Origin of the sequence: Caballeronia sp. DA-9 (assembly GCF_051615025.1) — a bacterium.
Lineage (GTDB): Bacteria > Pseudomonadota > Gammaproteobacteria > Burkholderiales > Burkholderiaceae > Caballeronia > Caballeronia sordidicola.
The window spans coordinates 1-21617 of record NZ_CP195133.1 but is presented as its reverse complement, the minus strand read 5'-3'; the positions used below and the strand labels follow the sequence as shown (position 1 = coordinate 21617).

Genomic DNA, 21617 nt, shown 5'->3' with positions numbered 1-21617 from the left:
TTTCCTCTCAGGTCTTGCGCAGCATACCGTTCTTGGTTTTCGTGAGAAGGCCATCCGTGCCGACTTCCGCGGTCGCGGGCAGCTCCGCCAGAACAGGGCCCGTCTTGTAGTCGCCCTGGCCGAACCAGTAGACGTAGCGCGCCACTTTGCCGGCGTAGGGAAACGGAAACACGAAGCGTGTCGACCCGCCGACGGCTTCCAGGCAGATCGCCATCAGATCGGTGGCCTGGCTCGAAGGACGGCCGGTGCTGTCGTAGAACTCGACCGTCAGACCGGCGCGCGCCAACTCGGCGCGCTGGCTTTCGTCGGTCATGGCCGAAGCGATCCGCGTAGCGACGTTGGCCGCGGTGATCGGTGAGCCGGTTTCCGCCACCGTGCGAATGGCCTGCCTGATAGCCGACATCAAGGCGCCAAGTTCGGCGCGCGTCATGGCAGTCGGTCGTTCGGCCGGCCGCTCGAAGCCGCTCGGCGCAGGGGAAGGGGCTAATCCAGTGAACCGGTCGGGCCGCGCGACTTGCGTTGGGTTCGACGCCGTGGCCAGCGGATCGCCAGGCTCCGTCAATGGTGACGAAGCCTGCGTGGGCGATGCGTTATCCATGAGATCGGACGATGCATCGCTCGACGTGCGTTGCCACTCCAACTGGCGTTCGATGCGCTTCAGGCCGTCCGTGGTGGCCGCCGACAGCGTGGCGACGTGTCGCTTCACGATTGCGTCGAGGGCGGTCGGGATATCGGCGCGATCGTCGCGATCGCCGGATGGCGTTTGTTTGCCCATGCGGTTGTGCAAGTGCGCCATGAACAATAAGGTCACCGCACCGATCAGCACCGAGACGATAGCCGCGACGGTGGCGAAAACGGCGTACCGGCGGACGCTGCCCAGCTCTTCTTCCAGGCGTTGCGCCAGTTCGGGATCGGCCCGCGGCTCGGCGGTCGATCCGTTACCAGGATCGGGTTTGGCGATGCTGGCTGGCGATGCCGGTTCGGTGAAACGACCGTTGGCCAAAAGGGGTATTTCATCGCTCGCTTTCCGTCCATGAGCCGGCGCGACCTCCGACGCGGCATTCGCCGAACTGGCCGACGGTGCCTTGGCGCATTCGGCATCGGTGCAGATCATGCAAAGCAAGGCGCCGACTATGATCGCTGCCCGCCGTCCTCCTGTTGTCACTGTGCGCATGGACGGTCTCAGTAGGGCGAATCGTAGGGACGCTGCTGGGGTTCACCGGCCAGTTTATTCAAGACCACGGCGGCGAAAGACGACTCGGTATGACGCACGCCTTCCAGATAATATTGGCCGAGCGCCATCAGGGCGCCACCGGGTGCGTTGTGAAAGATGGCGGCAATTTGCTGGCCGTTGCGCCAGTACTGGCTGGTAATCGGAAAGCTCGCCTTCAGCTTCTCGGTGTCCATTTCGTCGATCCTGATCGCATCCACGAAGCCCGGATCGCTGAGCATCTTTTCGCGCTCCTCGAGCGTGCCGAGCACCGGATGCTCGCTGGTCTGCGAACCCTTGTGCACGCAGGGGTACCAGATCGGTACCCGGTTGTGCCCGGCGTTGTCTACACGTTGAAGCATCTCAGCGGCCCGGCTGAGGTCGATACGATTCGCTTCGGAAGAGAGTTTGAGTGCGCCCGATACGAGGTCGAGCTTCGGGTCGTTGTCGCTCTCGATCGGATGTATGGTGTCGGCAACAGCCTGTGAAATCAGCCCGTGCCGCACGCACTGTTGCACCACGGCCCCGAAAATATCGAACGCGTTCTGCTCGAGAAACACATTCGAGAGCCTGAAGCCATTGCCGAACAAATAAATATCGATGCGCTTGCCAGCCGGAAAATCCGGCTGGTTCACGACCGCCGCGATCACCGTGACGATGTACTCGAACAGGCCTTCAAAGAAGGCCCGTGCGACCACCCGCGCGGCGGCGTCGTTGAAGCGCTGCATGCTGTTGCGGATCACGATCTTCAAACGCGCGGCGGCGTCGTCGGCGCTGGCCGGCGAGGTATCGAGCGAGGTCAGGAACGAGGGCGACTTCGCCACCGCGCGCAGCAAATCGTTGCCAGCGTAGCGAATACTCGACATGTAGGAGAACAAGGGCTGCTGGGCCGATTGCGGCTTCGGCACGATGATGCCCACATCCGTGGTTCCGCCACCCATGTCGATGGTCACCTTCATGGTCTCTTCGCCAGGATTGGTGGCTGCCAGCGCCGCCACGGTCTCCGAACGCGGCTGGACCCGTAGGTTGCTGGTCCGGTCGAACTCGATGCCCGTCGCGGCAAGCACGTGGTCGACGATCTTGTTGACATCGGCGATGTAGCGGTCGCGGTACTCGGTCCGAAAGGCGCCCGGATACGTGGCGACCAGACGCTTGATCATCCTGATGCCCGCGCACCGCAAGGTGGCCGCCGCAGCGAGCAGGATCTGCTCGATGTACACCGCCCGAAACGCGATGTTGTCCTCTTCACCGCTTGGCGGTGGCCACTTGAAGTCCTGGTGGAAGCCGCTACCCAAGAACTGCGCCAGATCGCGCGCTTCTTTCATCCCGCCGGGATGAGGCGGGAAGGGCGTGTAATGCGGCGTGACCACCGCTTCGCGCAGCTCGGCCGGGTGCTTGGTCAAGGTCGAATCGACTGCGAGCTCCGCTTCGAATTTCGTGGTCCGTTGCGCCAGCCAGACCGCGATTTCCGGATCGTCCCTCGGCTTCAGGCTGATGAGTTCCGAAGGCACGCTGCGCGGCGTGTGCTTTTTGTCGGGAATGTCGAAACTCTGAAACACGAAGAGCGGGCTCTTCGGTGTACGGAACTGCATGTCCGCAATCGAAGCTTGCAGCCCCGGTGGCTTGCGCGGTCCAATGAACGCGGTGAGCTCCGGTAGCGGCTCATGGCGGGCATTGCGAAGCGGCATGGCTTCGCCGGCCAGCAAGGCCAGATGCATGGGTCTGGGCTCATCGCCGAGCTTGATGGCCATGCAGGTGTTCGAGGTACCGAAATCGAGCGCCAGTTCGCAGGCCGCGCTTTGCGTGTTGGGCGGAAGCTGGCCGAGGCGGATCGGCATTGAGCCGAGAATGCGTTGATTGATCACCAGTTCGACCGCGCGTGGCACGCCGCGAAGCTTGACCGGCATGCGCTTTTCAATGCGTCCAATCTCGCCGAATTTCGTCGCGCCGCTCCGGTCGCGAACGTCACCGTAGAAGATCAGGCACCAGTCCTTCAGTTCGAAATCGTGAGCGTAGAGGTCGAAATCTTCGAGCTTTCTTGCGCCCTGCCAAAAGCCGCCCGCTACGTAGGTAGTCCAGTCGGGCGCCTCGAAGTTGGGCCACACGGCCGCGGCCCAGTCGAGGTTGTCCAAGGTTTCGTTGGTCCCTGGAATGATCGTGGGCCGCCCCGTGCCGCCCTTGTCGAAAGGCCGGCTGATTTCGTAAAGCCCCAATTCCTTGAATTTCAGGCGGATGGATTGGACGTTCCACGACGAGCGCTCGACCGGGTCCAGCGCGGTATCGCGCATGTGCTGCACCGTCATGGGATTGTCCATCTCCCGGCCGCCTTCCGGCGGCACTAGATGTTCCCAGGCGGCGCCTGTGACCGGCCAGAGTCCCGCCCATTGAGCTTCGCCCCGGGTGTCGTCGCCGACGAAGAAGTAGATGGGGTCCTTGACGAAGATACCCTGCAAGGCGGAGAGCGCGACCGGTCGCCGGATTTCCAGCGAGCCGAGTTGTCCCGTTGCGGCGTCGGTCATGACGTCGATATCGGCCACGCGCGCGGTGGTCGGCGGGTCGAGACTGACGTCGGCGACGATCGCTTTCAGTGCGGCGCAAATGTCTTTTAGCGCGCGCGCCCAGGGCAGGTTCCGGTTCTGATGATTGGCCGAAATCCGGGCGAGATAGTCGTGAAAGCCGACGATCATTCGCTCCTGATACGAACCGCGTTCAGGGCGGACCGTCGCGCGCGAAGTGTTGTGACGCCACGCGAGATCCAGTTCCGAGTTGCCGTAACGCACGGTCGGCAGTTCGGCATAGACGTGGGCAAAGAAACGCCGCGCCTCGTGATTGGCTGCCAGATACCAGGCGCATTGCGGATCGTTCACGAACACGACGCGGCCCGCGCCCTGCGCGCCAGGCTGCGACACGATGACTTTGCGTGGCAGCCGGTTCTCCGGGCCGCGCGGTTCGAGCCGTTTGATTTCCGAATTGATCAACTCGACCAACGGCGATCGGGGCGAGTGCTCCGTATCCTGATACTCTTTCAGGGCGATGCGGGCATCGTCGGTAAAGAGCAGCCAGAAGGCCGCCTCGATGATCCGGCAAGCATGTAGATAAAGCCCTTGTTCCGAAGACCGCAACACGGGGCGACCGGATTCGTCCAGCAAGGGGCGGCTTCCCGGCACCACGAAATCGGCGCGTTTCAGCCGCCATTGCTGCAGCAGCTTGGGCGCCAGGATGTTCGGTATGCCTTGCAGCGCGGCTTCTGGGAAGGCGCCGCGTTCGTCGGCCATCTTGCGCACCGCCGCCACGTCCTTGTCGCCGAACGGTGAGACGCCGAGGTAGGGATCGATCTGCCGCAGACTGAGCGGGTGCGTTTCCTGTATCGGGCTGTCATAGTCCTGCTGGTCCACGTCACCTATAGGCGCATCGAGCTTCAGCTTGTCGATGACGCACAGGCGCGCGCTCTCGGGCGTCGCTTCGGTATTCAGCCGCTTGATGAACGCCGTAGCTTCGCCGCGCGGGGCGCTGTCTTGCGCGGCGGTGAGCACCATGCGCTGGTTTCGCGCCTTCTCGACCGCTTTGGCCACTTGCCGGGCGAGCATGGCCGCGACCACATGATAAATGGGCGAACCAGGCTGATTGGCGACGAGTTCGGCCAATTCGCCAACGAAGCTCTGCTGCCCGGACAGGCCATTCATGAAAAGCGCGAACGCTTGCGCCACGCGGGGCGTGGTGCGACCCAGCTCGGTATTGCCGGTGGCGACGCTGATGACCTTGAGACCATACGCGTCCCAGCGCGAAGCCAGTGTCTGTTCGCCGATCGCGCGCGAACTTTTATACCGGCCGCCTTCGCCCAGCTCGCTGTCGAACAGGTGATCCAGCGCGAGGCCGGTGAAGCCTTGCTGTTGCCCGTCGTCGGCGGCCCGATGCGCGTCCAGCCAGACGAGCGAACGCCGCAGGGTCTCGGCGTACTCCTTGAGCGCGTCGGCCAGACGTTGATAGATCTCGTCTGGGGCGGTTTCCTTGCCAAGCCCGAGCCAGGCCTTTTTGAGCGGCTTTTGATCGTAGGTGGTCGCGATGGTCTTGCACAATTCCCGCAAGGCTTCGGGCTCGTCATGCTTGTCACCGCCCACGGAGAAGCGACGATCGCCCGGCGCAATGAATTCAGCGCCTTTCTCCAGCGCCAGCGCCAGCACTTCCGCTTCCTTGACGATATCGACGAGCTGCAGATACTTGTCGGCGTCGATTCGAAACCGCAAGTGCGCCGATTTCTGGGCGTCGAAGCGACCGCGTTTTTCCTCGGGCTGAGACACGACCAGACCAAACAGCTTCCTGTTTGCCTGACTGCCCGCCACGGCGCCCGAGTCGGACTTGTCCCAGAGAAACTGCTCGATGGAACTCGCGAGCACCAGATTGAAGACGTGCGGGTCTTCGCCCTGATGGGTATTGCCGCGATCCGCACGGGTCGCATTGTCGCCGAGACATTGCGAGATAACGTAGTTCGCGTTGGCGATACCGTTGTCGAGTTCGCCGAGATAGGTGCGCAAGCCGGTGGCGGCATTGCGCGTCTTCGGGTCGATGCCGTTGGGCCGGATTGCCGCGGCCGACGCGCCGCCCGCATCGATGTCGAACCACGGCAGCGTCATGAACGCACGCGTCGCCGCGGGACCTGCGCTGGACAGGGACGCCAGGTGCCGCACGAGCGCGGGAATCACGCCCGAACCGGTGCCGCCGAAGCTGGACCCCACGATGGCAACCCTAGCTCCGCGCACGTCGTCGAGCAGACTACTGCGCATGCCGGAGCCTTCGTCGGCATAACCGAAGTTGATGCTCTTCAAACGGTCGTCGTTGCGCGTGCGCTGGATTTTGTAGGCGAATGCCGTTGCGCCGATCTTGGCGTTCGCCATCATGCCTTGCAACAGATCCACCGTACGGTCATTTGCCTCGGCGTGCCGCCCGGACGGGTGCGGGTCGTCGGTCAGGAAGATATCGGTCAGATAGGCGGGGCATTTAGACAGTTCGAGCGCGGTCTCTACGCGGCCGGGCTGACTTTCTGAATCGCTCTGGAAGTACGGCCTGACAAGGGCGAAATGGGCCCGATGCTTGGGCGACAGGGCACTGACGAGTTGCCGATGCAGACGGTCGATTTCATAGCACAGGTTGAGCCGGCCATCGGTTGCACCGCCGAGCGTGGCATCGGCATCGATGATGTAGACATGCGGCACATCGCGCGCATTGCATTGAATCAACGCCAGCATGCGCAGGTACGCATGGACGACATGTTGTCCCGAACCACCCACGCCGATGAGTACGTTGTTCATGGCACCTCCTCTTAGTGTTAGGCGGCAGGCCATCGTCGCGCTGCCACCGGAACGCTCGTCCGCGCTCAGCGTCGGCGGTGTGCCAGGAAACGCCTGCACGATGGCTTCAGAATGAAATACAGCACCACGCCCGTAATGAGCGTCGACACGTACATCAGAATCTTGACGAACGTGGGAGGGTAGGGAATAGGAAGGCCAGCGGCGTTGACCGCCGGCGGCGAGGCAAGAGCCCAGAGCGACTTCATGCCGGCGAAATCCGCGACGCCTTCGCGTGCTTTGCCGCAGACCGCATCGTAGGGAATGTCCGACGTGGCTTGCAGCGTGGCGTCGACGCAGTCTTTGGCCGCTGGCGAGAGGATGAGCATCGTGCAGAGCAGCAGGAAGAGCGGCGCGAGCACCAGCGTAATGATCAGGCCATACAGCGAGTCGTTGGGCCAGAGGTTCTTGTGCATATAGACGTAGGCCGCGAGCGCGATCAGGACTGCCACGACCGTGCTTCCCCACGCCATCGCACGCAAGAGCTGGAGATCGCCCTGGATAGCCGCCGTATCTCCCCCGCCGTTCGGTGAAGCGGCATCCTGATTGCCTGATGAAGCATCGGAGTCTGCCGAGGCGCTGGCGCTCATCGCAGGAGACGAACCCGATGCACCTTGGGCAAAGCTGACGCCGATCCATGCGCCAGGCAGCATCATGAACAACGACATGGCGATCTTGATCCACGCGATGCGCCACCTGGCGGAATGCGGCTGCGGGGCGTGCGAAGTCGAAGCATGCATTTGATAAGTTTCCACGTTGGTCGTCCATCAGGCTTGGCAGCGTTGCTCGTATCGCGCCGCGGATCATGACGATCGCAGTTGACGGCGGTCGTTATTCTGGCGAGCGGCGCCCCGATCTATTTGCGCAGTGTCGGCGGATCGTTCCCGCACTGCTCCGACGTCTCGGTGCTGTGGTCGCTCAACAGCGTGGTCGTCAGATCGTGGCACACCACGTTTGCGTTGGTGAGTTGCCTAGACCCCGTCCCCGCCTGCGCGCTCTTGACCGCGATTGCCCGAGCCTGACCCTGGTACGACGCACGTTCGTAGTCAGCCTGCGTGGCCTTGACCACCGGTGCTGCGCCTGGTGGCGGCGTGTAGTCGGCATTGGCGCTGAGCAAGTCGTTGGTGGTAGGGCCGCTCGGCGTCGGCTTCGCTTGCCGTGACGATGCCGGCGAGCTTTTACGTGCCGCGCTGGCAGCGGGCGCCTGAGTGTTTCTTGCGGTGGCGCTGCGCTCCCGCAGATATCGTTCGGGTACGTAGCCGATGCCGTAATCGCCGCGACCGACGAGCTGCCATGCGGCGCCATCGACGGTCGCGATCGCCGTGAGCGGTGTGCCTTTCTCGATCACCATCTTGGGTGCTTCGCCGTCGAAGGGGCGGCGATAGACAGGCGTATCGACGGCCAGATAGGTCGTTTTCGGGGGAATCACCGTGAGCGGCGTTAGTCCGACGTCGTCTGCAAGCAGCAGAGCGGGGCGCGAGACGACATACGTCTTCGGCTGAACCACGACCTCCGACTTTGCGCTGTTGGCGTAAAAACGCGCCGTTTGATTGGTGGCCTGCGCAGTTCGTTTGGCTTCTTCGAGCCGGGCCTGGTCACGCGCATCGAGCTGCCGACCAATGAGATTGCCGATCACCGCGCCGAGCGCCCCGCCGACGAGTGCGCCAGTATTGCCTCCGAAGATCTTGCCTACGCCGGCGCCCACACCGGCGCCGCTCAGCGTACCGACCGTTTGATTGGTACTCTGGCACGCATCCAGCAATGCAACGAAGACAAGTAGAGCAGCAAGTCGACGAGGCTTGCGTTGAATCGCCGGAAAGCGCAAAACGCGTTTCGGAAGCAAATATTCGCCAGTGCTCACTAAGCGCCTCGCCACGATAAGGATTAACCACCGATCTGATTTGCGCCGTGAACCTGAGTGCACGGCGATTCTTGTCCTAGCAATCGGTCGAATTCGTCCGATCTATTGCATGGGTTTGCTACCAGAGATAAATCAGCGATCCGAATGCAGCGTTTCGTGATGCTGCGCGTGCGATCAAGCACTGTCAAGCGGTTGGCATGCGATATCGATATCCTTACTTTTCACCACTGTTAAAGGTCCCTTTTGTTAAGGGAGAAATGGATATAAGGTGAAGTTTTAAGTGGCTCCGCGAACGACCGTGTGTGGATAATTTGTCACACGAATGGGTGGCTGCTTTTTTTGGAAGGAAGAAGTCTGTGCGGATATAAGGCAGGCAATTCGCGCGTGCGTTGCGGGCAACCCGACACATTGCCGATTGGTCACGTGTGCTTACGTCGACGCAGTAGCGATCGCTTACCAACCGCCCTTGCTCACATATGCCGAGTTCAAACAAGAAAAGATCGGTAAAGGGGTCTTGAGGTCGCACTGCGAAGTCGTTCTTGCTCCCCATACCTCTTTCAGAGGCAGACGCAATGGTTCTTCAGGTTCGGATAGGTTTCGAAGCGGCGCGCCTGGGACGCAGCGGCCGGCGCGAGGCGGTATCGTTGGCACAATCGGTATTGTTTACCCGACTCCTCGCCGAGTCGGGCTTTGGAATTCTGGCTGTCTAGGGTCCAGGAAGTCGAAGCCAGAGTGACGGCTGTGCTTGATCGCGGCAATCGCGGGAATGCCGAAGGTGTTGGACAATCCGCTCGGCACCTGTCGACGCCGTCGGCGTTGTTTTAAATGAACACGATCGACAACTGCGAGAGGTGCGTTTTGCCGCCGTCGTCGAAGCCACTGAGCGGCTGCAGCGAATCATTGCAAAGACGCCAGAGCGGCTTTCTCTGCGCATACAACCGTCGTCCTAAACCAATAACTAAACACGACGCTTGAGGTTGCGGAACGCGATCTGCTGCCCGTCAAGATGAGAACGGTGTCTCTCATCCAGATTGTCGCGCCACAGCTATCTGCGGCGGATAACCTCTCATAGCGTGCGGGCGAGTTCGTCGATCGCATAGGGCTTCTGCAGGAGCTTGAACACTTGCCCATGCCTTTGAGTGACCGCGTGGCTGTAGCCGCTCGCAAGAATTACAGGCATGTGCGGGTAGCGTTTGCGAATCTCCTCACCCAACTCTATGCCGTTCATGCCCGGCATGACGATGTCGGAAAAATCGACAACGCAATGCTCCGGCTTCTCCGCAAGGAGCCGGGTGCTGCGTCGGCGTTCGGCGCCCACGTAGCCTTAAAGCCCAGCACGTCCGGAGACGATGACGTTGTTTCCCATGTCATGCCATCGTCCCGGATGCTCTGCATTGACGATTATATTGTCGGCAGCAAGCTCATTGGCGAGTGCGCAAACGAGACGAATCGCGCCCATCTTTGACGCCACGTAGTGCGAAAAGCCCGTGCCGGACGCGGGTCGGTTGCGCTGCGTGACTTGCAGGATGCCACGCAACTGGTTCTCACCGATCGCTCGTCGCTGACGAGCGGCGTTGATTACGGGCTGCAGGGAAAGAACATCTGGCGGCTGGCTAATCTCGGCGCAAAGCATGCTTTTTTTGCGCGCGGGCTTGGGCTGGGGACACATGCCGCGATGGCTCAGAGCACGACCTGGAGGCAGGACGTTTGACGCGCATCGAGCTGGAAGGGCCATCCGCAGGCATGATGCCTTTTCAGGCCGTCTATCCATCTGACCGTCTGCCGGGGCCGGATGGCAGATGGCTGCTGGAGTTTTTTCGACCTGTATCGAACTCGGTCGCCCCGGAACCGTCGAGGCCTGAGTGAGCAGCATTTCCGTCGGGCGATATTTCCGGCGAAGACGATCTATCGCCGTCGAATGATCGATCTCTGGATGTCTCTAAGCTCGTCGCGAAGGGCAGATAGGGGTCGAAGATCGACCGTTCCGCAAAGCGCACAATCGATCTCCCTTTGTTGAAGAGGAGATTGTCATGGAAACGCTTACTTCTTCCGGCGCCCGTCGGGTGCCGTGGAATAAGGGAAGGCTAACCGGCCAGAAGCCTCCGCTGAAGCTCCGGGAAATCTGGGCGATTCGAACAAGGCTGCAGATGTCGTCCAACGCTCGCGAGTTGGCGATGTTCAACCTTGCGATCGACAGTAAGCTTCGAGCGTGCGATTTGACGCGCTTGCAAGTGCATGACGTCTCCATGGGAGGTCATGTCGTAGCTCGCGCGACTTTCATGCAGCAGAAAACGCATCGACCAGTGCAGTTCGAAATTACGGAGCAGACTCGTCAAAGTGTCGCTGCCTGGATTTCGGCGCGGGGGTTGAAGCCTGCCGACTATTTGTTTCCAAGTCGACTGCATGCCTCAGCGCATGTGTCGACGCGCCAGTATGCGCGAATCGTTCATCGTTGGGTCGCGTCGATCGGGCTTGACGACACCGCGTACGGTACCCACACCATGCGACGAACGAAAGCGTCATTGATCTATCGACGCACTAAGAACTTGCGCGCGGTCCAATTGCTCTTGGGCCATACAAAAATCGAAAGCACCGTGCGATACCTTGGGATCGAGGTAGACGATGCTCTCGAAATGGCGGAGCAAACCGAAGTGTGATTGGCGGTGGCCGGCGAGCGTGCGCTTGCGGCCAATTTCGGACCTTCGGTATCGACCGTCAGTTTGGTGACAATCGAACCGGCTGGCGGCGCTCCGGTTAGACTTCAACTCTCGCCCAACCTCGCCGGGATGGCATGGACACCCAGCTTTTGTTCATCTGCGCACTTACATTCGTAATCCATGTCATCGCGACGCTGGCTTATGCTGTGCGGATCGCAGGTGTTCACACTCGACGTATCGCCGTTTCGTTCTCTCTGTTCGGAATCATCGCCCTAGTATCCCGAACGGCGAACTCCTTTCAAGGGCCGTTCATAGCTAAGCGCGTGGAGCTTGATATTGCTCGGCATCTGGAGGGTGGCCTGCTCGGTGATTTCCGGCTCTTCCTAATCACGGCCACCGCGGCAAGCATAGCCGGCGCGTTGCTGATCCCAACGTTCCAGCGTTATTTCAGTCGCGCTGTCGAGCATTTCCAGGCTAATCGTTCGTTGCCGCGCCTTTTGCTCCACATTTTCAGCCGTGGCGGCATCAACTATATGCGGGACGGCGCACGGGTTCCGTCGCGCCAAAACATATCTCAGTTAGCGAACGGTGCCGGCGTCTCCGGGACGGTCATAGCTCTAAACATCTTCGCTATGGCCATTTGGACCGTCGGTGTATTCGCGTCGCTCTATGCGGGATACATAAAGCCAGATTTGCGCGTGACATGCGCTAATCTTTCTTCGGTCATTAATGGCTTTGCGACGGTAGTGTTGGCTGTGGTCATCGACCCGCAGGTTTCGGTCATGACGGACGACGTGATCGAAGGCCGAATCTCCGAAAACAGCTTTCGGCGAGCTATGACCACCCTTGCCGGGGCACGTGTTATCGGGACCTTGTGTGCACAAGTAATGCTCGTGCCGGCCGCGCTCATTATCGTACGCGTCGCCGAACTGATTTAGAACGGAGTGTGCCTCCTTGAGATGCTGGATTCACCCTTGCGTGAATAGTTAGGCCCATCCAGAATCGTTAGCGCGACCATCAGTCAGGCGCGGTCCGGCCAATTTCGAACGCTCGGGGATGCGCCGCGACCGTAGACAAGCGATCCTGATATCAGGCGACGATAGCTAGCTGAAAGGTCGGCGGCGGGCGAGAGCGAAGACTCGTATAATTTGCCCGAAAAGCGAATTGCAGTTTGCTGCTATTCCATTCGAATTGAACTACAAGGCCAAACCTTGGCATTTCCGCGAGGCTATATTTGTGATCGATAAAACGGCTGTCATCCATCCGACCGCAGTTATTGAAGAAGGCGCTATCATCGGCGCTCGCGTCCGCATTGGCCCGTATTGCTGCGTTGGCAGCGATGTGCAGATTGGTGATGGCACCGTACTCAGGTCTCACGTCGTCGTAAGCGGGCACACCCGCATTGGCCGAGACAACATAGTCTATCCGTTCGCCACGATCGGAGAAGACAACCAGGACCTGAAGTACGCCGGAGAGCCGACTCTCGTCGAGATAGGAGATCGCAACAAAATACGTGAGAGTGTCACGATCCATCGCGGGACTGTCCAAGGCGGTGGGGTCACAAAGGTCGGCAGCGACAACCTTCTTATGGTCAACGCCCACGTTGCGCACGATTGCGTCGTTGCTCACCACTGTATTTTGGCTAATAACGCGACACTCGCAGGCCACGTCACGATAGATGAACATTCGATCATCGGTGGCTTGTGCGCGGTTCACCAATTCTGTTCGGTTGGTGCTCATGTCATGGTCGGCGGTTGCTCGGGCATTGCGCAGGATGTGCCACCCTATGTAATGGCGCAAGGCAATCATGCATCTCCAAAGGGCGTGAACACCATTGGGTTGGAGCGTCGAGGTTTCAGCAAAGACGCGATTCAGGCAATTCGCGAAGCCTACAGAGTACTCTACCGGAGTAGAAAAACTTTGGAAGAAGCGAAGCCGGAAATAGCCCGGATTGCGGCTGCTCACCCTGAGGTTCAACCCTTTTACGATTTCTTGTCGCGTTCGACACGGGGCCTGATCCGCTGAACGATGATAAGAACTTGTCGGTCGCATGGACGCCTGCACGATTGTCTTGCGTCTGATTGAGTCTGCGGGTCGAACTGGATCGATCGCATCGGACAAAGTTCGGCCAGTCTGGGACGTTCGACGTTGGCGGCCAACTTGTCGACAATCGAACGGACCCGTTGCGCCGTGGACGATAGGGAGCGAACGCGATGAAATCAGCCAGAATACGAGGCTGACTGGATTCTCGTTCCTTAACCGAGATCGGGAATTCCAGCCCATGCAACTCGGGTCGACCGCATCTCGATGTATTCCGGGTCAGATGAAAGCCCAGGAGAGAGTTGGCTCCAGGTCAACCCGGAAGGCGCCCCAAGATAAAGGATGGCGTCGAACAAATCTTGCATCACAGGAGATCGTGTCGGATCAACGTAAATTTCCACCGTGACATCGCCGTCCTTGATGAACATCGGATGCGGATAATACGAACGAAAACTTGCTTCTCCGAGCGGTGTGCCCCGGATGCGCGCAAGACACGGCTTATGCCATGACGAGGCTTCGGACTGCAGAGTCGCCGGATCAACAAAGACCGGCACCCAAACAGAATAGACCTCGGCGCCTCGGCCTTCCAACAACGAAACGATGCTATTCGGTAGGGGGGTAAATCGTTGTTCCGCCTGCTTTTGGTTCTTCGCTTGCCAACAGAGTTTTTTACGCAATAAATGCATGCCGCCGTAGACGACCAAGGCGCGGCGCTGCTTTTCCAGCACTTCACGTTGGATAATTTCTGCTGCACAACTGTCGCGGTCGCCTACCGTTCGCCACGCTTCATCAAGCTCCTCGGCACTCTTGATCTTCGACCAGTCTATCGGCGGATCGCCTAGCAATACACGAATCTGACGGTCTCTTGGGAGCGAGGCATTTACATGGCGGACTTCACGAAAAAGCCCTTCGAAGACGGGACGATCCCACACATCGTGGGGCTGCGTAGTATTTTGCCAGGCTCGCCGGATTTGCTTTTCGGATATGTCTTCCCCTGCAATGAATCGGTCCATCATCTCCTGATAAAGGGAGTTGCCACTTTCAACTACGATATCGTTCACGATGCAAGCAAATCTCGGGTCCCGGATCAGCGAAATCCGAAAGGCATAAGCTTGTTCACAGCCGTGGCCACCATCGCAAATCGAGACGACATTGTGAGATTTGAAAGCTTCAAGAATGCCAGTGATCGGATCAATCGGACTCGCGGCTATTGACATCGTGTGGATTCCTCCCTCTGCCGTCAGACGTTACAAATCCTTCGCCGTCAAGCACTTGTGACGGTCAGACAGGGGCGAAGTTCCGCGCACGGCATCGGTCCGGATGTCCGGTTTCAATCAACGCGATCGTTTCTTGTGGGGTCGCCTGCTGCCGATCGCCGTCAGGCAGTGACCGGGCCAGGAGCGGTCGCTCGACATGACTACCTGAAACGCCGACAATCTTTCGACGCCCCGCTGCACTATTGGCGGCAACCCAGTCTGATGTAAGCACCGTGGCTCTGTATCGATAAATCGGACCCGACTATGGCACACCCCCCGAATTTCATGCTTCGCCTTCGTGAAGCGCTGATCGCCTGTTGGGACAAACGAACCGCCTATTTGGAAGTTGAGCTAGCGGGAAATCCTGCCCTGGGTCAGTGCTATCCGACATCCCGAGTGGTGCAGCGCTACTACCCCGAAACTGAGATCATTAAAGGGAAGGTCTGGACCGGAGAAAAAGCAGATGTTCACTTCTGGAATGGGCTTCGTGGCGGCGATGACTGGTACCACATTGATCTAAGCTGGCAGCAGTTTCCAGTCGATTCGGTTGTTCAGGAATTCGCCATCCTCGACCGTAACGAATTGGTTGATAGTCACGCGACGATGCAACGCTGCGAATTGCTGTTTAAGCGCGTTGATGACTATCTAAATGCGCGTACCCACGGTGCATGAGGCGGCACGCGACCATGAACCGGCATTCACCTTTCCGTTTGCGACAATCCAAGTGATGGAAAATCAGCCAGCGGTTGAAAGCAACTCGATGACTTTTTGCACCCGATCTTCTATGGCCTGATCTTGTTCGAATCGCAAGACACGACACTGACGACTTTTCAACCACGCTTCGTGCCGCGCCCGACTGCGCCCTGGTAATTCTCCCTGCTCATACTGCGCAGACCAAGCGATGAATTCCGGATCGGCGCGGCCGAACAAGGATATCTCCCGCGCCTCTATCCTCCGAAGTCGTAGATCAGTTGGCAGTGAGAGAAAGATAACTAGATCGAAAGCATCTTCCAGTTCGCGGCCCCAGCCGCACACCGAGCCGGAAACAATCGATGCATTGGATGACGCGAGTTCAGCGAGAAGCATCTCCAATCGCACCTCGGGATCGAATTTCTCCTTGAACGGTGGAACGGTGGGTTTCCAATAAAAGCTGTCAGCGTCCGCAAAGCTGAAGCCAAGCTGGACCGATAACGCGCGACCCAGCGTCGTGGTTCCTGATCCCGGAGCCCCGACGACGTTGATACGACGATATTGGACGATGTTCACGGATCGAGCCAAGATTAAATCTAAAGTATCGCACGGGGCGATTTGAACGACCGATGCCCGCTGCGGTCGCCGTCCGTTGTGGGTCGTCTTCAGCCAATCGTGTAGTGATGCGAACCCGTGGTATTCAGCGACTTTCCTATCGCTGCTCGCGCCTGTCCAAGTGGGCCGGCGCCGACCATGGCCAAACAGGCTAGCTTTCTCCTAGAACGGCTGGGTCGCCGCCATTCGCGCACCGGCCGCGGCTGTGCGCGGGCGTGCTGGGGAGAACACGAACAGGTATTCCGAGAAACAACCCCCGTGTAGGGCATTAGCACCAAATTCGGCGCCTAGTAGCAAAACTGTGGCGCCAGTAGCAATTACTCTGGCGCCCTACGGCTACACAAACCCTCAAACGTCGATATTCCCCGCCCGCAGCGCATTCGATTCAATGAACGCCCGGCGCGGTTCAACATCGTCGCCCATCAGCGTGGTAAAAATGCCATCGGCGGCAATCGCATCTTCAATCTGAACGCGCAACAAACGCCGCACTGTCGGGTCCATCGTCGTTTCCCACAACTGCGACGGATTCATTTCACCCAAGCCCTTATAGCGCTGCTTGGTGACGTTGCGTTCAGCATCGGCGATCAGCCACTTCATCGCGCTCTTGAAATCGCCAACAGCCATCGACCGTTCCCCGCGCTTGATCAACGCGCCCGGCCCGATGAGCCCCTTGAACGTATTCGCTGTCGTCTGCAATTGCTTGTAATCGGCGGTCAACTGGAAGTCTTCATCGATAACCGAAACCTTCACATTCCCATGATGCCGGCGATTGATATGCAGCGACCGGATCTCGCGCACCGCGTCGTAAGCCGGCTCAACCGTCACTTCAGGCTTCAACGGATCGGCGCGCAACGCCTCTTGCAACGCCGCGGCCGAAGCCACAGTGGATTCTTGCGTCGACAAATCCAGCACGATGCCGTCCATTACCGCTTCGAGCGCGTTCACGTCATAGAACCGGCTGACGCGATCAACCACAGCCTGCGCCAACAGATAAGCACGCGCGAGCTCGCCCAACGCATCGCCGGTAATCGGCGTGGCGCCTTCGCTTGGAATCAGCTCCGAACCCTGCAACGCGAGCTTCAGCATATGCTGGTTCAGCTCGTGCGTATCCTTCAGATACCGCTCGTCCTTGCCGGCCTTGATCTTGTAAAGCGGCGGCTGCGCGATGTAGATAAACCCGCGCTCCACGATCTCCGGCATCTGCCTGTAGAAGAACGTCAGCAACAGCGTGCGGATATGCGCTCCGTCCACGTCAGCATCGGTCATGATGATGATGCGGTGATAGCGCAACTTGTCGAGGTTGTAGTCGTCCTTGCCAAGCCCGGTTCCAAGCGCGGTCACGAGCGTCACGATCTGCTCCGACGAAATCAGCTTGTCGAAACGCGCGCGTTCCACGTTCAAGACCTTCCCGCGCAGCGGCAAGATGGCCTGGAACTTCCGGTCACGTCCTTGCTTCGCCGACCCGCCTGCCGAGTCACCCTCCACAATATAAATCTCGGACTTCGCCGGATCCTTCTCCTGGCAATCGGCAAGCTTACCCGGCAACCCGACGCCATCGAGCACGCCTTTCCGGCGCGTCATTTCACGAGCCTTCCGGGCGGCATCACGCGCACGCGCTGCATCGATAATCTTGTTCGTGATGATCTTCGCGTCATTCGGCGTTTCCTGCAGGAACTCCTCGAGCGCCTTCGCCACGACCTCTTCAACCGGCGCGCGCACTTCCGACGAAACCAGCTTGTCCTTCGTCTGCGAACTGAATTTCGGTTCGGGTACTTTCACCGACAACACGCACGACAGACCTTCGCGCATGTCGTCGCCGCTCGTTTCGATCTTCGCTTTCTTCGCGATGTCGTGATCGGTGATGTACTTGTTCAGCACGCGCGTCATCGCGGCGCGCAGGCCGGTCAGGTGAGTACCGCCGTCGCGCTGCGGAATGTTGTTCGTGAAGCACAGCACGCTTTCGTTGTAGCTGTCGTTCCACTGCATGGCCACTTCGACCGTGACATTGTCTTTCTCGCCGGTCGCGTGGAACACGGTCGGATGCAGCACCTGCTTGGTCTTGTTGATGTAATCAACAAAGCCCTTCACGCCGCCGACAAACGCAAAATCGTCTTCCTTGCCGCTGCGCTGGTCGGTCAAGCGAATCCGCACCCCGTTATTGAGGAACGACAATTCGCGCATGCGCTTGGCGAGAATGTCGTAATGGAACTCCACGTTGCCGAAGATGGTGACATCGGGCATGAAGTGCACTTCGGTGCCGCGGTTTTCGGTGTCGCCCACAACGGGCATGGGCGAATATGTAATGCCGTTTTCGGCCACGAGTTCGCGGTTCTGCACCACGCCCTGGCGGAACTCCATGAAGTGCTTCTTGCCATCGCGGCGCACGGTCAACCGCAGCCATTCGGACAAGCCGTTCACGCACGACACACCTACGCCGTGCAAGCCGCCAGAGACCTTGTAGCTGTTCTGGTCGAACTTGCCGCCCGCGTGCAGTTCGGTCATCACGATCTCGGCGGCGCTGCGCCGGGGATCGTGCTTGTCGTCGAGCTTGAGCCCGGTTGGCACGCCGCGGCCGTTGTCGGTCACGGAGATGGAGTTATCGGCGTGAATGGTGACGTGGATGTCGTTGCAATGGCCGGCCAGCGCTTCGTCAATGGAGTTGTCCAGCACTTCGAAAACGAGGTGGTGCAGACCCGTGCCGTCCGACGTATCGCCGATATACATACCCGGCCTCTTGCGAACCGCCTCCAGACCCTCGAGGATCTGAATGGAGGAGGCGCCATAAGCGTTGTCGGGTTGCGAAATTGGGTTTTCAGTCATGAGGTTTTTTCCGGTTCTGCGTCACTACTGGGTCAATACGCGGTCGCTGAGCGATCACTGCGGGGGTGGTGCGCGGCGCTGATCGAGACTTTTCGAAACACCTTAAAAATGCCAAAGGGGCAATGCGCCCCTTGGAAAGTTTTTTGGTTTTGGCCGCATCAGATGCGCATTGGCATCACCACATATTTGAATTCGTCGTTCTCGGGAATCGTGATCAGGGCGCTCGAACTCGCGTCACCAAGACTCACTTGCAGCATGTCGATCTTCAGGTTCGCGAGCACGTCGAGCAAATACGTGACGTTGAAGCCGATGTCCACGCTGTCGCCCTGGTAAGCAATCTCCAGCTCTTCCTGCGCTTCTTCCTGGTCGGCGTTGGTCGACATGATCTTCAACTGGCCCGGCTCGATCAGGCAGCGCACGCCCTTGAACTTGTCCGACGTCAAAATAGCCGCGCGCTGCAGCGAGCGCTGCAATTCCTCGCGGCCAATCAGGAACGTGTTCTTGTGCGACTTGGGGATCACGCGCTGGAAGTCGGGGAACTTGCCTTCCACGAGTTTCGATACGAGTTCGACCTGGCCGAACGTGAACTTGACCTGGCTCGCGGCAATGTCGATGACCAGCGCGTCGTCAATGTCTTCCAGAAGGCGCTGCAATTCCAGAATGGTCTTGCGCGGAATGATCACTTCCTGGCGGGCATACGTGCCGCCCTCGATTTTCATCGATGAAAACGCAAGCCGGTGGCCGTCCGTTGCAACCGCCATCAACTGGTCGCCGTCGACGACCAGCAGCATGCCATTCAGGTAATAGCGAATGTCCTGCTGCGCCATGGCGAAGTGGACCATGCCGAGCAATTGCCGGAATGTCTTTTGCGCAACGGAGAGGCTCGCGCCGAATTCGGTTGCCTGATTGACGGTCGGGAACTCGTCGGCAGCAAGCGTCTGGAGCGCGAAGCGGCTTTTGCCGGAGCGCACGGTCAGCTTCTTGTCGGTGAGATCCAGCGACACTTCGCCCGGCGGCATGGCGCGCAGGATGTCGAGCAGCTTGCGCGCGGCGACGGTGGTCGCGACCTGGTCGCTGCCGGTGCCGAAGTCGGCACGCGTGGTGATCTGCAGTTCGAGATCGGTCGAGAGGAACGACACGTCGGCGCCAGTCTTGGTGATCAGCAAATTGGCGAGGATCGGCAACGTATGACGGCGCTCGACGATTCCGCTCACGGTTTGCAGCGGCCTTAGGAGATTATCTCGTTCGGTCTTGACCAGTTGCATAGAGTTCCTTCGTTGATGTGACGGCCGCCCGCCGCTTTTGCCGCCACTTTCATGGAGGCCTTGCCACCGCATGGATTGCTTTGGGACGGTCTCGTGTCACGTGCCTGCGGTCACTGCCGCCCACACGTGCCAGGCTTGCGCCAAAACGCCGCCCAGCGCCGCTGGACGGTTAAACCCATATTGTGCCTCAAAACCCGCCCTTACCCCGAAAATGGGGGCAATTTCGTCAATAAACAAGCCCGTTTTCCGACCCGCCGACATGCCCGCGCAGCTAGCCCTTGAGCGTCTGTTCGAGCACGTGCAGTTCGTGGTTTAACTGCGCGTCCGTGCCGCGCTCGGCGGAGATTTTTCGCACGGCGTGAAGCACCGTGGTGTGATCGCGGCCGCCAAACAGTTCGCCGATTTCGGGCAGGCTTTTCTGGGTGAGTTCCTTGGCCAGGTACATGGCGATCTGGCGCGGCCGTGCAATGTTCGCCGGGCGCTTCTTGGAGTACATGTCGGCGACCTTGATGTTGTAGAAGTCCGCCGCCGTCTTCTGGATGTTTTCCACCGAAATCTGCCGGTTCTGGACCGTCAGCAAGTCCTTCAGTGCTTCCTTCGTCAATTCGATCGAAATCTCGCGCCCATGGAACCGCGAGAACGCCAGAATCTTGCGCAGCGCGCCTTCCAGTTCGCGCACGTTCGAACGCAAGTGCTTTGCGACAAAAAACGCAACATCTTCCGACAAACTCACGCCTTCCGACTGCGCCTTGCGCATCAGGATGGCCACGCGCATTTCGAGTTCCGGCGGCTCGATAGCGACCGTCAAGCCCGAGTCGAAGCGCGAGATCAGCCTGTCGTCGATACCCGAAATTTCCTTCGGATAGGTATCGCTGGTAATGATCACCTGCGCCTTGTTCGCCACCAGCGCCTCGAACGCGTAGAAAAACTCTTCCTGCGTGCGCGATTTGCCCGAAAAGAACTGGATATCGTCGATCAGCAGCAGGTCGAGCGAATGGTAGTAACGCTTGAAGTCGTCGAAAGCCTTGCGCTGGTAAGCCTTGACCACGTCCGACACGTATTGCTCGGCATGGATGTAGCGAATCCGCGCGCCGGCCTTGTCCTGCAGCAACTGATTGCCGATGGCGTGAATCAGGTGCGTCTTGCCCAGCCCCACGCCGCCGTAGAGGAAGAGCGGGTTGTACGAAATGCCGGGGTTATCGGCGACCTGGATCGCGGCTGCGCGGGCGAGCTGGTTCGCCTTACCCGTCACGAAGTTGTCGAAGGTGAGAACGGGGTTGAGCTTCGAGCGCTCGTAGGCCGAATCGTTTTCGCCGGACGAGGCCGTGCCGCCCGGCCGCCATGTGCGGCGCGCGACGGCGGCTTCGTTGGCGTCGAGGCTCGGCAAGTCGAGGTCGCCGACGTCGGACTGATCGTTGAGTTGCCGCGATTGCGCGTCCTGAGCCGCTTCCGCGGCGAGCGCGTTGATATGGGCGCTGGCGTTCGCGTGGCCACCATTTGGCCGTTCCGCGGCAGCGTCCGCCTGGGCGCGCGGCTGGAACGCGGGCGAAGGCGAAGGTGACGACGGCGCCGGAATGGGCGCGGGCGCGCCGCCCATCGCCTTTCGCGCGGTGGCTTTGGGATCCAGGACGAACTGGATATCGACAGGCGCCTTCCAGAAATCCCGGGCCAGGTCAGCGATACGGCCCGAAAACTGGCTTTTCACCCAGTCGAGCTTGAACCGGTTGGGTGCGGCAATGCGCAGCGTGCTCGCATCGGCATCGAAATCGACGAGGGCCAGCGGTTTAATCCACGTGACGTACTGCTGCGGCGTGAGTTCGCGCTCCAGCAATGCGGAACAGTGTTGCCAAAAATCGGTCAT

15 protein-coding genes are annotated in these 21617 nt (G+C 59.6%); 4 read left to right on the top strand and 11 right to left on the bottom strand.

Going from position 1 to position 21617, the window contains the following annotated elements; translation table 11 throughout:
• Positions 1–7: 7 nt before the first annotated feature.
• From ACRWA7_RS16305 to ACRWA7_RS16280, 6 genes are all read right to left on the bottom strand, one after another.
• Complete coding sequence (locus tag ACRWA7_RS16305; RefSeq protein WP_438394946.1) at positions 8–1114, bottom strand: hypothetical protein; 1107 nt, start codon at positions 1112–1114, stop codon at positions 8–10.
• 68 nt (positions 1115–1182) lie between these two features.
• Entirely contained in the window at positions 1183–6516 is a 5334-nt protein-coding gene (locus tag ACRWA7_RS16300) for a hypothetical protein (RefSeq protein ID WP_438394944.1), read from the bottom strand.
• A 65-nt stretch (positions 6517–6581) separates the two neighbouring features.
• Positions 6582–7292 (bottom strand): hypothetical protein, encoded by a 711-nt coding sequence (locus tag ACRWA7_RS16295; RefSeq protein ID WP_438394942.1) that lies wholly within the window; start codon positions 7290–7292, stop codon positions 6582–6584.
• Positions 7293–7408: 116 nt separating this feature from the next.
• Positions 7409–8413: a glycine zipper domain-containing protein gene (locus ACRWA7_RS16290; protein ID WP_438394940.1), complete on the bottom strand. Its 1005-nt coding sequence runs from the start codon at positions 8411–8413 to the stop codon at positions 7409–7411.
• A gap of 1066 nt (positions 8414–9479) precedes the next feature.
• Positions 9480–9731 (bottom strand): response regulator, encoded by a 252-nt coding sequence (locus ACRWA7_RS16285; RefSeq protein WP_438394939.1) that lies wholly within the window; start codon positions 9729–9731, stop codon positions 9480–9482.
• A 6-nt stretch (positions 9732–9737) separates the two neighbouring features.
• Positions 9738–10046 (bottom strand): hypothetical protein, encoded by a 309-nt coding sequence (locus tag ACRWA7_RS16280; RefSeq protein WP_438394938.1) that lies wholly within the window; start codon positions 10044–10046, stop codon positions 9738–9740.
• A gap of 397 nt (positions 10047–10443) precedes the next feature.
• On the opposite strand from ACRWA7_RS16280, the gene ACRWA7_RS16275 reads away from it, so the two are divergent.
• From ACRWA7_RS16275 to lpxA, 3 genes are all read left to right on the top strand, one after another.
• Complete coding sequence (locus ACRWA7_RS16275; RefSeq protein ID WP_438394937.1) at positions 10444–11070, top strand: tyrosine-type recombinase/integrase; 627 nt, start codon at positions 10444–10446, stop codon at positions 11068–11070.
• 134 nt (positions 11071–11204) lie between these two features.
• The gene (locus ACRWA7_RS16270; protein WP_438394936.1) at positions 11205–12008 is read left to right on the top strand and encodes a lipid II flippase Amj family protein; all 804 of its coding nucleotides are present in this window, start codon (positions 11205–11207) and stop codon (positions 12006–12008) included.
• Positions 12009–12327: 319 nt separating this feature from the next.
• Positions 12328–13095: an acyl-ACP--UDP-N-acetylglucosamine O-acyltransferase gene (gene lpxA / locus ACRWA7_RS16265; protein WP_438396855.1), complete on the top strand. Its 768-nt coding sequence runs from the start codon at positions 12328–12330 to the stop codon at positions 13093–13095.
• 230 nt (positions 13096–13325) lie between these two features.
• On the opposite strand, the gene ACRWA7_RS16260 is transcribed toward lpxA, so the two are convergent.
• The gene (locus tag ACRWA7_RS16260) at positions 13326–14327 is read right to left on the bottom strand and encodes a hypothetical protein (RefSeq protein ID WP_438394934.1); all 1002 of its coding nucleotides are present in this window, start codon (positions 14325–14327) and stop codon (positions 13326–13328) included.
• A gap of 303 nt (positions 14328–14630) precedes the next feature.
• Between ACRWA7_RS16260 and ACRWA7_RS16255 the strand changes: the two genes are divergently transcribed.
• Entirely contained in the window at positions 14631–15038 is a 408-nt protein-coding gene (locus tag ACRWA7_RS16255; RefSeq protein ID WP_438394933.1) for a YunG family protein, read from the top strand.
• A 63-nt stretch (positions 15039–15101) separates the two neighbouring features.
• Here ACRWA7_RS16255 and ACRWA7_RS16250 read toward each other — a convergent pair whose 3' ends face one another.
• The 4 genes from ACRWA7_RS16250 to dnaA all read right to left on the bottom strand — a co-directional run bounded on the left by ACRWA7_RS16250 (position 15102) and on the right by dnaA (position 21617).
• The gene (locus ACRWA7_RS16250) at positions 15102–15632 is read right to left on the bottom strand and encodes an AAA family ATPase (protein WP_438394931.1); all 531 of its coding nucleotides are present in this window, start codon (positions 15630–15632) and stop codon (positions 15102–15104) included.
• Between the two features lie 387 nt (positions 15633–16019).
• Positions 16020–18491 carry a DNA topoisomerase (ATP-hydrolyzing) subunit B gene (gene gyrB / locus ACRWA7_RS16245; RefSeq protein ID WP_060817559.1) on the bottom strand — a complete coding sequence of 824 codons (2472 nt, stop codon included), beginning with the start codon at positions 18489–18491 and terminating at the stop codon, positions 16020–16022.
• Between the two features lie 158 nt (positions 18492–18649).
• Positions 18650–19756 (bottom strand): DNA polymerase III subunit beta, encoded by a 1107-nt coding sequence (gene dnaN / locus ACRWA7_RS16240; RefSeq protein WP_060817560.1) that lies wholly within the window; start codon positions 19754–19756, stop codon positions 18650–18652.
• A gap of 271 nt (positions 19757–20027) precedes the next feature.
• A complete protein-coding gene (gene dnaA, locus ACRWA7_RS16235; protein WP_438394928.1) occupies positions 20028–21617 on the bottom strand; it encodes a chromosomal replication initiator protein DnaA in 1590 nt (529 codons plus the stop codon).

Excerpts from the sequence above, each read along its gene's own strand:
- ACRWA7_RS16270 (WP_438394936.1), top strand. The coding sequence starts at position 11,205 with ATGGACACCCAGCTTTTGTTCATCTGCGCACTTACATTCGTAATCCAT.
- ACRWA7_RS16260 (WP_438394934.1), bottom strand. The coding sequence starts at position 14,327 with ATGTCAATAGCCGCGAGTCCGATTGATCCGATCACTGGCATTCTTGAA.
- dnaN (WP_060817560.1), bottom strand. The coding sequence starts at position 19,756 with ATGCAACTGGTCAAGACCGAACGAGATAATCTCCTAAGGCCGCTGCAA.
- ACRWA7_RS16305 (WP_438394946.1), bottom strand. The coding sequence starts at position 1,114 with ATGATCTGCACCGATGCCGAATGCGCCAAGGCACCGTCGGCCAGTTCG.
- ACRWA7_RS16275 (WP_438394937.1), top strand. The coding sequence starts at position 10,444 with ATGGAAACGCTTACTTCTTCCGGCGCCCGTCGGGTGCCGTGGAATAAG.
- dnaA (WP_438394928.1), bottom strand. The coding sequence starts at position 21,617 with ATGACCGATTTTTGGCAACACTGTTCCGCATTGCTGGAGCGCGAACTC.
- ACRWA7_RS16255 (WP_438394933.1), top strand. The coding sequence starts at position 14,631 with ATGGCACACCCCCCGAATTTCATGCTTCGCCTTCGTGAAGCGCTGATC.
- ACRWA7_RS16280 (WP_438394938.1), bottom strand. The coding sequence starts at position 10,046 with ATGCTTTGCGCCGAGATTAGCCAGCCGCCAGATGTTCTTTCCCTGCAG.
- ACRWA7_RS16295 (WP_438394942.1), bottom strand. The coding sequence starts at position 7,292 with ATGCATGCTTCGACTTCGCACGCCCCGCAGCCGCATTCCGCCAGGTGG.
- gyrB (WP_060817559.1), bottom strand. The coding sequence starts at position 18,491 with ATGACTGAAAACCCAATTTCGCAACCCGACAACGCTTATGGCGCCTCC.
- ACRWA7_RS16300 (WP_438394944.1), bottom strand. The coding sequence starts at position 6,516 with ATGAACAACGTACTCATCGGCGTGGGTGGTTCGGGACAACATGTCGTC.